Below are 13,758 nucleotides of genomic sequence, written 5' to 3'. Positions count from 1 at the left end.
TTTTTCTAAAAAAGGCTCTAAAAACAGATTCTCGCAATTCCCTTTTGATTAACTATCTGTTTTATTTAGATTGTAATCAATTGATTCCATAATCCAATGGAAGCATGTCCCCTACTTTTTGCTCACTCATTGAACCTGAAAAATAAATTTTGTCTGAGTGAGAATTATTTCCAAATTTGTCAACATAAAAAGTTGAAGTTTCAAAAATGATTTTAGATTGATCCCCTTTACGTAATAAATCAAATTCTGCTAAAATTTTCATTATAGCAAGTTGGTTTTTATTAGTAGTAACCGTAATCTTCTTAAAATCAAGAGTATCTTTAACCGCAAAAAAAGCTGTGGGATTTACTTCCCAACTCTTTCTAAACAATCTAAAATCATCATTTTTCCAATTATTAGCTGCTACGCTTCTAAAAAAATGCAAACGAGAACCATCGTAAACAGCATCTCTTTTTTTCTTAATTTTATCAAGGATTGAAATGCTTTCAAAACGAGTTAAACCTGCATAATAACAACTTCTAATGCCATTGGGTTTAGATTTCCAAGGGTATAAATTACATTCAAATTTTACAAGCTGGTAATTGATTTTGTATCCAAGGGAATTATTAAGAATCCTCAAAGGATTATCGGCAAAAGCTTCTAGAACTTTTGTGTTGGCATCATACGTAAAATAAATATCTTCTTCGTTTTCAATTACTGTACTTTTTCCATGTTTTGTGGTTCCTAAAAATTGCTTTTTAAAAACCTCCATCTTTTGTGCTCTTGGAAAACCATCACGCTGTACTACCACTTCACGGAGTACATTAACAGACATATTAAGTTTTATGTTTAAGAACTCATTTGGTTTAAAATTAGTGATATACTCTGGATTATATCCTAAACAGCTTATAACTAAAATGCTATTTAATTTAGCACCAAAATTTAGTGTAAAAAATCCGTTTTTATCTGTTAGAGTTCCTAATGTTGTTCCATCAAAATAGACATTTACAGCCGCAATAGGTCTTGATTGTTCATCTACAACTTTACCCGTAATGGATTGCCCAAAAAAGCTTTGTGTCAAAAAAAGGAAGTAAAAAATGAAAATAAAATTTTTCATAAAAATTATATGATACTCAAATCTCCTTTTCCTTCTCTAATCACAATAGGTTCATCTCCAGATAAATCTATAATACTGGATCCTATATTGTCACCATAACCACCATCAATGACAAGATCTACAAGGTTTTGCCATTTCTCAAATATTAATTCAGGATCAGTTGTATATTCAATTACATCATCTTCATCTCTTATTGAGGTAGAAACTATGGGATTCCCTAGCTGTTTTACTATTTCAAGAACTATACTGTTGTTTGGAACCCTGATCCCTACTGTAGTTTTCTTTTTAAACTCTTTTGGTAAATTGTTATTACCAGGCAAAATGAAAGTATACGGTCCAGGAAGTGCTCTTTTTAAAATCTTGAATGTGGGTGTATCTATCTGCTTTACATAATCTGATAGGTTACTTAAATCATGACAAATAAAAGAGAAGTTTGCTTTGTCAAGCTTAATACCTTTGATTTTTGCAATTCGTTCAAGAGCCTTGGTGTTAGTAATATCGCAACCCAAACCATACACTGTATCTGTAGGATAAATAACTAGCCCTCCATCACGAAGTGTTTTTACCACTTTTGCTATTGCGGCTTCGTTTGGATTATTTTCGTATATTTTAATAAATTGAGCCATTTTATATATGTATAAGTTGCTTTAATTTAGACTTTTCAATATCCGTTGAAGGATTAATTTTAAATCTTATTCGATGATATTAAGTTTGGCAAAGCGTAATAGTAATTTTTTTATACCTCCAACTTCAAATTTAATTTCAGCTTTCTTATCAGCTCCTACTCCTTCTAAATTTAAAACTTCTCCTTTACCAAAACGTTCGTGAATCACTATTTTACCAGCCATTAGACCAGAATCAAGCATTCCTGTATTAGTTGAGGGCGCATTACTACTTAAAGGTTTTAATTTTCGAATTGTAATCTCCTGATTACGTTCTGGTTCACTATAATTTTTAACGGGTGGAATTCCATTTGAGGGTTTTGCAAGACGTAATTTAGATTTATCAATATCCCCAAAGATATCACTATCAATCATTGGTTTGTACCTATAATTATTTTCTGGAGGTGTCATGTATTCCAAATATTGACTGTCAATTTCTTCAATAAATCGAGACGGTTCACTATCTGTTAATTTACCCCAGCGGTATCTAGATTGAGAGTAGGTTAAATACGCTTGATGCTCAGCCCTAGTAAGTGCCACATAAAACAAGCGTCGCTCTTCTTCAAGTTCGCTTCGGGTACTCATACTCATGGCACTTGGAAACAAATCTTCTTCCATTCCCACTACAAAAACATGAGGGAATTCTAATCCTTTTGCCAAGTGAATCGTCATAAGCGCGACACGGTCTTCGTCACTAGTATCTTTATCTAAATCTGTTGCTAAAGCTACATCTTCCATAAACTCAGCTAGAGAACCTCTGGCGCCATCAACCTCAACTTGGCCTTCGGTAAAGTCCTTGATACCGTTTAACAATTCTTCAATATTTTGAATCTTAGCCATTCCCTCAGGAGTAGCATCTTTCTTTAGTTCTTGAATTAATCCTGTTTTTTTAGCCACATGTTCGGCAAGATAAAAGGCATCCTGATTTTCATTAATGGCCTGAAAACTCTGAACCATGGTTACAAAATCTAATAGTTTCTGTTTGGTTCCCGTGTTTAATTTTAAATCAATTCGTTCAATATTTTGCATCACCTCAAAAATAGAACGCTTGTAATGATTTGCAGCAATGGTTAGCTTTTCAATAGTTGTATTTCCTATTCCTCTTGCTGGGTAATTAATCACACGCATCAAGGCTTCTTCGTCCTTAGGATTAATAACTAGTCTAAGGTAGCACAAAACATCTTTTACCTCTTTCCTTTGGTAAAAAGATAAACCTCCATAAATACGATAAGGAATGTCTCTTTTTCTCAAAGCATCTTCCATAGCACGGGATTGAGCATTGGTTCGGTATAAAATAGCAAATGCCCCATTTGAAAGTTGTTGCTGCATTTTTTGTTCCCAAATAGTACTGGCCACAAAGCGCCCTTCTTCATTATCTGTTAAGCTTCTGTGAACTTTTATTTTGGGTCCAAAATCATTTGCGGTCCAAACAATCTTATCTAGCTTAACCTTATTTTTATCTATTATGGTATTCGCAGCTTCAACAATATTTTTTGTGGAACGGTAATTTTGCTCTAATCTAAAGGTTTTTACACCTTCGTAATCCTTCTGGAAATTAAGAATGTTATTGATGTTTGCACCTCGAAAAGCATAAATACTTTGAGCATCATCACCTACTACACAAATATTTTGAAATTTATCAGATAAAGCTCTTACAATTAAATATTGAGAGTGATTGGTATCTTGGTACTCATCAACGAGAATGTATCTAAAACGGTTTTGGTACTTGGCTAAAATTTCTGGGAAACGTGTAAGCAACTCGTTCGTTTTTAATAACAAATCATCAAAATCCATAGCACCTGCTTTAAAGCAGCGGTCTACATAATTTTGATAAATTTCGCCCATTCTAGGTTTTTTAGACATAGCATCGGCTTCTTGTAATTCAGGATTGTTAAAGTAGGCTTTTACGGTTATCAAACTATTCTTGAAATTAGAAATACGCCCTAAAACTTGTTTGGGTTTGTACACATCCCTATCCAGTTGCATTTCTTTAATAATTCCCGAAATAGCTCGAAGTGAATCCTGCGAATCGTAAATGGTAAAGTTAGATGGATATCCTAAATGTTCCGCTTCTGATCTTAAAATACGGGCAAAAACCGAGTGAAAAGTACCCATCCATAAGTTTTTGGCCTCGCCAGCTCCTACTATGTCTGAGATTCTTTTTTTCATCTCACGAGCCGCTTTATTGGTAAACGTAAGTGAAAGTATGCTAAATGCATCAACCCCTTGATGCATGAGGTAAGCAATTCTTATGGTCAACACCCTAGTTTTTCCTGAGCCTGCACCAGCAATAATGATCATTGGCCCATCTTTTTGTAAAACAGGTTCGCGTTGGGCTTCATTAAGTTGATCTATATATTTATGCATGGATAGTTGTATATTTTATAAAGCAAAAATAACGAATTTGGACGAAGTTTTAGACGTAAATAAGACAACTTTTACATTTGTATATTTGGATCTAAATGCTTTGAATTACTTTCTTTTTATTTCCAAAAAACATCGTAAGCAAAACGGATCAATGTACCCATTACGACAATCAAAAAGAAAATTCTAATAAAGGAATTCCCCTTGTTTATAGCAACTTTTGCACCAAGCCAGCCTCCTAAAGCATTGCATGCAGCCATGGGCAAAGCTATAGCCCAAATAATTTTTCCTTTATAAATAAACAAACATATAGATCCAAAGTTTGTTGCTAAATTGACCATTTTAGCATTTGCGGAAGCATGCAAAAAATCAAAACCCATGATAACAATAAAGGCTACAACCAAAAAACTTCCCGTTCCAGGCCCTATAAAACCATCATACATCCCTATCACAAAACTTATTCCCACTGCATTCGCTATTTGGGTTTTAGTAGATTGATTTTTTTCTATGTGTTGCCCAAAGTTCTTTTTTGCAAAAGTATACACCACTAACAGTGACAAAACAACTAAAAGCACTGGTTTCATAAAATCATTGCTTACATACGTCAGCAAGGTAGACCCTAAAAAAGCCGAGGGAAATGCTAAAAGCATCATTATCGCCAGTAACTTCCAGTTTAAAGTTACTTTTTTTAAATATTGATAGGCCGCAAAAGATGTTCCGCTAAAAGCTGGAACCTTTAAGGTACCAATAACCGTTGAAACGGGTAAACTTGGCAATAAAATAAGACCCATAGGAGTTTGGATAAGGCCACCTCCTCCTACTACTGCGTCAATAAAACCGGCCGCAAATGCTGCTAAACATAATAATGGTAAAACATATGAATCCATTGAGTGGTTTATTATTTTCTAAAAAATTGATTGCAAAAATAAGATTCCATTTGCAGTTATTCGTTTAAACAGGAGTTGATTTATGATTAAAAAAGTATATTTTTGTTGCAAAAAATTAGAAAATAGAAACATGACAAAAATTCTTGAAATACTGGCTTATACTTTACCCTCATTGATTACTGGAGGTGTTGCTTATTCTATTTTTATATCTTACTTCAAAGATCAACAAAATACCCGAAGATGGTTGATTCAAAAAGAAAATCAAAAACTAGCTTTTCCGCAAAGAATTCAAGCATACGAGCGTATGGTGCTATTCTTGGAGCGAATCAATCCCACTAAAATGTTGTTGAGAGTTGCTCCTATTTCTCAAGAAAAAAGTGATTATGAAAACTTGATTATATCGCAAATTGAACAAGAATTTGAACATAATTTAACACAACAGTTGTATTTATCAGATGCTTCTTGGACTATTATTTTGACTGCAAAGAACAGTACGATTCAAATGATTCGCAAAGTCAGTAGAACCGAAGATATTGTAAATGCTGACGCCATGCGAGAAAAAATCTTAAATGATTTACTAGACAAACAATCTCCAAGTAATGCTGCGCTGGCTTACCTAAAAAACGAAGTAAGTGAGTTGTGGTAACCAACTAATTTTAACTTCATAAACTATTCATTTAATAACCGTTGCAATTGTAACCTTTCTTGTTCCAGCAGCGTAGGTTGCAAGGTTTGAAAAACAATTCTTATTTCTGAATTTTTTATCAATTTTCGGATTGTATCTCGACCAAATTTAGAAAACTGCCAAGCATGATGTGTGGTTGCATTTACTAGACTCCGTAAAACTTCATCACTCAAAATTTGATTGAGTAAAAGCTGTTCTAATGCATTCTGCCTCACGCTTGCTTCGTAAATTGGAGATGTGTAGGATATCAATTCCTTTTGCAAAATATCTTGATCCGAAACATAGTTTGGTGTTGCCAGCGCCAGTGAAAGCCAAACAATCCTTAAGTTTAAATCTTTAAAACCAATCCAGTTTTTGGATACATCCAAATAGCGTGTTCGATGATTTGGGAAATTATTCCATAAAGTGGTCAATGCAATTTCTTGCGTTTCATAAGATGCATCTAAAAGCAAGGTTTCATACTGCAATCTAAAATTTTCTGGAATTGTAGAGACTATGGCGGCCAGCAATTGACGTACAGATGTATTATTAGACCTTAAAGCCATTTCATAGAGTTTAATTTTATCGCTCCAGCTTTCATTTTGAATTTGACTTAAAACTGCTTCTTTGACTTTAAAATAAACATCTGATTGCATTACTTTTTCTAAGTACTGTCTCTTTTCTTGAAATGGTGTATTCTTTAGTTTGTTCACTTCAAAAAGCTCTTGAATTGATTTATTTTTTAGCAACAATTCGTTCGCCTCTAATGTATTAAATGCTGTGGTTTCTAGCCATACTTTACTAAAATTTTTAGTATCAAATTTTGAAACCTTTGTAATCTCATCAAAAAAATCTTGTGTATTCACGTTTTGAAATGCGTTCTTTGTGAGATAGCTTTTAATCACTTTTTTGAAATCTTTATCTCCTAAAGTTTCATGCACTACAAAAAGCGCCCAAGCTCCTTTTTGATAAAAAGTGAGCGAACTTGCCTTTGGATTTAAAACCGGAATAGTATCAGTTCTGGATGTAAATTTTAATTGCTGGGCTGTTTCATACAAGGCATGATAAAAATAATCATCTCCATAAATATTACGTTCCGCTAGCAATGCGAAATAGGTTGCAAATCCCTCTTGCAACCAGTGATGTGTATCCGTTTCTGCTGTAATCAAGTTTCCAAACCATTGATGTGCTAACTCATGTGCATTTACATTTAGGTAACTGCGGTCTTTAAACCCTATAGCATCCACAACATAACGTGTATTAAAAAGAGTTGCACTTGTATTCTCCATACCCGCATAAAGAAAATCTTTAACTGGCGCTTGCCTGTACACAAGCCAAGGATAAGGAAAACCAATTTCTTTTTCTAAAAAATCAAATGTTTTCTGGGTATGCTTGTAGGTTGTTTCATTTAAGTGGCTGTCTTTTTCATCTAGATATAATTCTATTGGCACACCCGATTTTGAGTGAAGCACTTGTTTCTTAAACTTACCAATGGCTAACATCAACAAATAGGAACTCATGGGTTTTTCCATCCGATATTCCCATTTTTTGGTTTCGCCTTGATTGGATTGTTTTTTTAATACCCCATTCGACAAAACTTCATATCTATTATCAAAAATAATATCCAAATTAAACACTACTTTTTCATTTACATCATCAAAACTTGGAAACCAATTACTAGTATACTTTCCTTGCCCTTGAGTCCATATCTGTAAATCATCTGTAGCTTTTGAACCCAGGAAATACATGGCTTGTTTGGGTTTTGCCTGATAATCAAAAGTCAAGTTGTTATTTCCTTTAACAAATGGAAAAACAATTTGAATTTCTTTACGAGAATTTATAAATGGAACGGGTACGTCATTTAATTTCACATTAGAAAACTCCATATTTTGAGCATCGATTTTTATAGTATCAATTGAATTTAACACCTTAAATTCAAATTCTACTGTACCATTTACAATTTTTGAAGTATCATTTATTGTAACTTTGCCAGAAGCAGTTATAAAATCAACGTGATTTGATTGTTGTGCCATGGCAACTGTTGAAAATAATAAAAATAGAACTTTTTTCATTGCTTAATAATCCTTTAAAATCCAAAGTTACAAAGGTTTTCTGTATGAAAATCGTTTATATTTCGTCAAAACTTTTGTATAACTAAATCATATGAAAAACAAAGCCCTTTTTAACTGGAGCAGTGGTAAAGACTCCGCACTAGCCTTATACAAATCACTTCAAAATCCTACTCTTGAAATCACAACCTTGCTCACGAGCGTAAACCAGCAATACCAGCGTGTATCTATGCACGGTATACGTGTGACACTGCTTGAACAACAGGCAAAAAGCATAGGATTGCCTCTTGAAATCATGCAAATTCCTGAAATGCCCACTATGGAAGCGTATGAAGAAGCTATGAAAATTACCTTACAAAAGTGCATAGAACAAGGCATCACTCATTCTATTTTTGGCGATATTTTTCTAGAAGATTTACGAAAATATCGTGTAGACAAACTAGCTGAAATGGAATTAAAAGGCGTTTTCCCGCTCTGGAAAATACCAACTCATGACTTAATTCAAGAATTTCTTGCACTAGGTTTTAAAACCATTGTTGTTTGTGTAAACGAACGGTTTTTAGACAAAAGTTTTGTAGGTAGAACTATAGATCAAGATTTTTTGAATGATTTGCCTAACGATGTAGATGTATGCGGAGAAAATGGAGAGTTTCATACTTTTACCTATGATGGACCAATATTCTCTACACCTATACTATTCGAAAAAGGGGAAATTGTCTATAGAAAATATGAAAAACCAGCAAAAAATGAATCGTCTAATACAGCTTGTGATACTAGTGATGAGAGTGTATATGACTTTGGGTTTTGGTATTGTGATTTAATTCCGGTTAGCCTTTAAAACTGTAACCATTGAATATTACTTTTTTTTGGCTTTCGCCAAAGTAAAATCAAAGGTAGAACCAAGTCCCATTTGTGAATTGACTGTAATGTTTCCTCCCATATCATGAATACTTTTTTTAACCGTGGCTAGCCCTATTCCGTGACCTTTTTCTCCAAAACGATCGGTATCACTGGCAACTTCAAAAATTTCAAAAATTACTTCTTGATGTTCCTTTTCAATACCAGCGCCATTATCTGATACTGAAATTTTATAATAATCCACCCCTTCAGAAATAATTATTGCTATATTAGTTTTTTCTTTGTCACTATATTTTATAGCATTAGAAATCAAGTTGATTAAAATCTGTTCAAGGGCAGTTTTATTGGTTTCAATAAATTGCAATTCAGACTGTAAGACAAGGCTACAATTTTTATTAAAAGAAAAAAGATCCAAAAGTTCCTGATCAAGCTTAGCAATAGAAACTTTGGTAAAGTTTTCTTGAGACAACTTGTTTGATTTACTAAACACTAATAAACCCTCAATCATCTCCCTTAATTTCAAAGAGGAACTTTTAATCAATTGGATGATTTCAGTAGCCTCATCATCCATAGTATCATTGTAATTTTCAATTAAAAAATCAGTAAGACCAGATATATTAGTTAATGGTGATTTTAAATCATGTGCGGCTATATATGCAAACTGTTCTAACTCTTTATTTTTACTCTCTAATGAATGAAAAGCACGTTCTAATTCAACTTTATTAACTCTTAATTCAAGTAATTTCATGGTTTGTTGCGACAAAGCTTCTAATGATTTAATTTGTGCAGCTGATAACGAATTCGGTTTATGATCAATAACACAAATGGTTCCTAATGGATAGCCGGCATCATTTACCAAAGAAACGCCAGCATAAAAAACAACATTCATATCCCCTGTAACCAAGGGATTATCAACAAATCGGCTGTCTTGGCGTGCATCTGGAATAATGAAAACAGTATTAGGCTCTTGAATTGCATGCGTGCAAAAAGAATATTCTCTAGGATTTTGAGTTAGATTATTAATTCCTACAGCTGATTTGAACCAATGTCTTGTTTCATCAACAAAACCAAGTAAAGCTACAGGTGTACCACAAATTTGCGAAGCCAAAAACGTTAAATTATCATATTCCTCTTCCTGCAAAGTATCTAAAATCGAATACGATTCAAGTGCTTGTAAACGCTCGTATTCATGTTTGTATGCATCTGTCTTTATCATGGTTCGTTTTTGAGGTTAAACCAAAACATTTAAGTATTCTAAGTAAATAGTAAGTAAATTATTTCAAAGAATATTTACCTGTTTTAGCATACTTCAAAGGTAAACTATTCCATTTTTAAAGGATTTACAATGGAAAAAAATTATAAAAAATTTAGTAGTTTAGAAACTCCATTGAACACTTAAAACACAAAAAATAACATTTAGTAAAATTACTTCTTGTATTCTAAACCAGGTCCATCACAGTTTTTCCAAGTACTTGAAAGGGTATTTTCATCTGAAAAATAGAAAATCTCTTGCAAATTTCCCATGCAACTGCCTATGAGTTCCGTTTTCTTTGTATGAGTAAGAATTAAGTATTCGCCATCAGTTTCTTTTTTAAAAGAAAATGTACCTGATACTGTTGTGCTTTTTGCGTTTTCAACCCGAGTTTTAGTAAAAGTACTGTCCTTGTCAAACGTATACGATTCTTGCCAAGACATTGCTTCACCAGTTGTAACAGAATTCGGTCTTGATCCAGACATGGAAACCAAGTTCCATTTCCCATAAATATCTTTTTTAGAACCATTGCCTTCTTGCTCTTTAATACAAGAGTGAAATGAAATACTGAGAATTACTAATGCTATTAATTTTTTCATGAATTTCAATTTAAAGTTGTTTAAAGATACAAAATTCGCAATTAGATTGCTTCTTTTTTAGGTACTTAAAAAATAGAATTTGATGAACTACAAAATGATAATTTTTAACTTATAGCAAGTCATTTCCCATGCGCTCCTTATAAATTTGCAGCAAATTAGTAACGGTGTTCCAATTTCGAATTGTTGCAATAACATTTAATTTTTTTTCAATATATTTTTGATCTAACCTCGTTTTACCAGCTCCAACAGCATATTTTATAAATATTTTATTGCCATCAATACTGGCTTCATCTGGCTTAAACTGACTAATTTTAAGATCATTCATACTATTTCCCTGCAAAGTTGTGGACAAAAATGCAACGTATAACTTTTTATTATCAATTTCTTTCTCTTTTAAATAGGGATTTTCCTGAAAACATCTTTCTAAATCTCCTTGTGTAACAACTACAACAGGAACTTCATGCCCAAAAACTTTAAAAATTTCTTGTTTTATTTTGAATCCTACGGCGGCGCCACTTTGCTCATCCGTATCCACAAAAACATTTCCAGATTGAATGTATGTTTGTACATTATGGAAACCTATGGCTTCTAAAGCTGATTTTAGCGCTTCCATTTTAATCATACTATGACCAGATACGTTGATGCCACGGAGCAATGCGAGATGAGTTGTCATTTTTTAATTTTTTTCAAGAGTTTTGAGTAGTTTTATTAGATTATGAACTTTTAGAAGATCATTAAAAAAACAACTCCTTAATTTTAGTACCAAATATATATGATTGCTACTCCATTTCCAAAAGAACTCATTTCCAAATTTCCAATCAATAAACTATCTTCGCATTTTACAAATTATCAAAACAGAATTACGCTTTAAGCTCAGTGTTATTAAATGCACTAAAAGATCCACAATTAATTAATTTTCAATGTCAAACAACCTCTTACTTACCTCTATTGAATTTTTGAAAGGCGTTGGTCCCAACAGGGCTGAACTACTTAGAAAAGAATTAGGAATCTATAAGTATCAGGATTTAATCAATTTCTTTCCAAACCGATATATTGACCGGACACGGTATTATAAAATTAATGAACTACATTCTAGAAGTGCTGGTTCAGTTGCTGAAATTCAAATTATTGGTAAAATTGTAAACATTAAAACGGTTGAATTTGGCAAGAATCAAAAAAGATTAGTAGCTACTTTTGTTGATGATACAGGCCAAATGGAACTTGTGTGGTTTCAGGGTCACAAGTGGATTAGGGAAAGCCTAAAGATTAATGAAATGTGTGTTATTTTTGGAAAATGTACTGCTTTTGGTAGTAACTTCAATATGGCGCATCCAGAAATTGAATTGTTGAGCGAGCATGAAAAAAGCTTACGATCGGCCATGCAACCCGTATATCCATCAACTGAAACCTTGACAAACAGAGGTATTACAAACAGAGTGATTAACAAACTCATGCAGCAATTGTTTCATGAAACGCACACTTTGTTTACTGAAACTTTGCCCGCAAAAATCATTGATGAATTAAAATTAATTCCAAAAAATGCTGCTTTATTCAATATTCACTTCCCAAAAAATACGGAGGTATTGGCTAAAGCCAAATTCAGGCTTATTTTTGAAGAGTTATTTTTCATTCAGTTGCAATTGATAACTAAAAACTTAGTTCGAAAGCACAAAATAAAAGGCCATCCTTTTACTACTGTTGGTCAGTATTTTAATGATTTCTACCAAAATCATTTGCCTTTTCAATTGACCAATGCTCAAAAAAGGGTAGTCAAAGAAATCCGATCGGATATGGGTAGCCAAGCTCAAATGAATCGCTTGTTACAAGGTGATGTAGGCTCTGGGAAAACCATTGTAGCCTTTATGAGCATGCTTTTGGCACTTGATAATTGTTACCAGGCTTGCTTGATGGCCCCTACCGAAATTCTAGCCAATCAACATTTTATAGGCTTATCAGAACTAGCGCAATCATTAAACATCAATATAAAATTACTAACAGGATCTACAAAAATTGCTCAACGCCGCATTATTCATGAAGAACTAGAAAATGGAACTTTACACCTACTTATTGGCACACATGCCTTACTAGAGGATAAAGTAAAATTTAAAAATCTTGGTCTTGCAGTTATTGATGAGCAACACCGTTTCGGTGTAGAACAACGCTCTAAATTGTGGAAAAAATCAAATCCTGATCCTATAAAAGGTGGCGAAATTGTTCCTCCACACGTTCTAGTAATGACTGCAACTCCCATACCTAGAACACTAGCCATGAGTCTTTATGGCGATCTTGATATTTCGGTTATTGATGAACTTCCCCCGGGGCGTAAACCCATACAAACGGTTCATAGATATGATAGTAACCGATTGAAAGTATGGAAGTTTATTCGGGATGAAATTGCTTTGGGCCGCCAAATTTATATTGTGTACCCATTAATTCAAGAATCGGAAAAAATGGATTTTAAAGATTTAATGGACGGTTACGAGAGTATTTCGAGAGATTTTCCTTTACCGCAATATACCATTTCTATTCTTCACGGAAAAATGAAACACGCAGATAAAGATGCCGAAATGAAACGTTTTGCCGAGGGTAAAACCAATATTATGGTTGCAACTACGGTAATTGAAGTTGGAGTAAATGTACCCAATGCGAGTGTCATGATTATTGAAAGTGCTGAGCGATTTGGGCTATCACAGCTACACCAATTACGCGGACGTGTTGGTCGAGGAGCTGAACAAAGTTACTGTATTTTAATGACAAGCCATAAATTGAGTAACGATAGTAAAACCAGAATGGAAACTATGGTACAAACTAACGATGGTTTTGAAATTGCCGAAGTAGACCTTAAACTTCGCGGACCTGGTGACATCATGGGAACGCAACAAAGTGGAGTTTTAAATCTACAAATAGCTGATTTAGTTCGAGACAGAGATACACTTGCACTTGCCCGAAGCTATGCCGTAAAACTATTAAAAGACGATGCGCCAATGGAAAAACCAGAACACGCAGCGCTACGAGCCGTTTTTATAGAAATGACAAAAAAGAAAAACATCTGGAACTATATCAGTTAAATTATACTCGGTTTTAATACACGTATGTTTCGAAATAGTCTAAAATGAACTATTCCCTTTTTGATCTATTTTACACAATGCATAATTACAATCTTCTTTTAAAGATTTTTTTTAAGAATAATCGTCATTTTCTAAACCCTTTATTATAATTTATCAAAAAATAATATTTTTTTACAAACAGAGATTAAACCTTTAGGCTTTTCTAATGTCAAAGTTTTTTTAGCATTTTTATTGTGAAG

At 33.4% G+C, this 13,758-nt stretch carries 11 protein-coding genes; 3 read left to right on the top strand and 8 right to left on the bottom strand.

The window, feature by feature from the left end:
• Window positions 1-76: 76 nt before the first annotated feature.
• From AC061E_RS15005 to AC061E_RS14990, 4 genes are all read right to left on the bottom strand, one after another.
• The gene (locus AC061E_RS15005; protein WP_478286969.1) at window positions 77-1,096 is read right to left on the bottom strand and encodes a carboxypeptidase-like regulatory domain-containing protein; all 1,020 of its coding nucleotides are present in this window, start codon (window positions 1,094-1,096) and stop codon (window positions 77-79) included.
• 5 nt (window positions 1,097-1,101) lie between these two features.
• Complete coding sequence (locus tag AC061E_RS15000; RefSeq protein ID WP_144891012.1) at window positions 1,102-1,722, bottom strand: L-threonylcarbamoyladenylate synthase; 621 nt, start codon at window positions 1,720-1,722, stop codon at window positions 1,102-1,104.
• A 66-nt stretch (window positions 1,723-1,788) separates the two neighbouring features.
• Window positions 1,789-4,125 carry an ATP-dependent helicase gene (locus AC061E_RS14995; protein WP_478286968.1) on the bottom strand — a complete coding sequence of 779 codons (2,337 nt, stop codon included), beginning with the start codon at window positions 4,123-4,125 and terminating at the stop codon, window positions 1,789-1,791.
• A gap of 116 nt (window positions 4,126-4,241) precedes the next feature.
• Window positions 4,242-5,009, bottom strand: a complete 768-nt coding sequence (locus AC061E_RS14990; protein ID WP_478286967.1) for a sulfite exporter TauE/SafE family protein — start codon at window positions 5,007-5,009, stop codon at window positions 4,242-4,244.
• Window positions 5,010-5,139: 130 nt separating this feature from the next.
• On the opposite strand from AC061E_RS14990, the gene AC061E_RS14985 reads away from it, so the two are divergent.
• On the top strand, window positions 5,140-5,655 hold the full coding sequence (locus AC061E_RS14985) for a DUF7935 family protein (RefSeq protein ID WP_176330691.1): 516 nt from the start codon (window positions 5,140-5,142) through the stop codon (window positions 5,653-5,655).
• A 23-nt stretch (window positions 5,656-5,678) separates the two neighbouring features.
• Here the strand turns inward: AC061E_RS14985 and AC061E_RS14980 are convergent, their stop codons facing one another.
• Window positions 5,679-7,745 carry a M1 family metallopeptidase gene (locus tag AC061E_RS14980; protein ID WP_478286966.1) on the bottom strand — a complete coding sequence of 689 codons (2,067 nt, stop codon included), beginning with the start codon at window positions 7,743-7,745 and terminating at the stop codon, window positions 5,679-5,681.
• A 91-nt stretch (window positions 7,746-7,836) separates the two neighbouring features.
• Here AC061E_RS14980 and AC061E_RS14975 point away from each other — a divergent pair, with 91 nt between their 5' ends.
• Entirely contained in the window at window positions 7,837-8,580 is a 744-nt protein-coding gene (locus AC061E_RS14975; RefSeq protein ID WP_478286965.1) for a Dph6-related ATP pyrophosphatase, read from the top strand.
• An 18-nt stretch (window positions 8,581-8,598) separates the two neighbouring features.
• Here the strand turns inward: AC061E_RS14975 and AC061E_RS14970 are convergent, their stop codons facing one another.
• From AC061E_RS14970 to AC061E_RS14960, 3 genes are all read right to left on the bottom strand, one after another.
• Window positions 8,599-9,816 (bottom strand): sensor histidine kinase, encoded by a 1,218-nt coding sequence (locus tag AC061E_RS14970; protein ID WP_478286964.1) that lies wholly within the window; start codon window positions 9,814-9,816, stop codon window positions 8,599-8,601.
• A 209-nt stretch (window positions 9,817-10,025) separates the two neighbouring features.
• A complete protein-coding gene (locus AC061E_RS14965) occupies window positions 10,026-10,451 on the bottom strand; it encodes a hypothetical protein (RefSeq protein ID WP_478286963.1) in 426 nt (141 codons plus the stop codon).
• 109 nt (window positions 10,452-10,560) lie between these two features.
• The gene (locus AC061E_RS14960; protein ID WP_144891028.1) at window positions 10,561-11,124 is read right to left on the bottom strand and encodes a DUF1697 domain-containing protein; all 564 of its coding nucleotides are present in this window, start codon (window positions 11,122-11,124) and stop codon (window positions 10,561-10,563) included.
• A gap of 247 nt (window positions 11,125-11,371) precedes the next feature.
• Here AC061E_RS14960 and recG point away from each other — a divergent pair, with 247 nt between their 5' ends.
• Window positions 11,372-13,519 carry an ATP-dependent DNA helicase RecG gene (gene recG / locus AC061E_RS14955; protein WP_478286962.1) on the top strand — a complete coding sequence of 716 codons (2,148 nt, stop codon included), beginning with the start codon at window positions 11,372-11,374 and terminating at the stop codon, window positions 13,517-13,519.
• Window positions 13,520-13,758: the final 239 nt, after the last annotated feature.

The organism is Flavobacterium sp. GNP011, from assembly GCF_056428925.1.
This window is presented reverse-complemented; position numbering and strand designations above follow the sequence as displayed.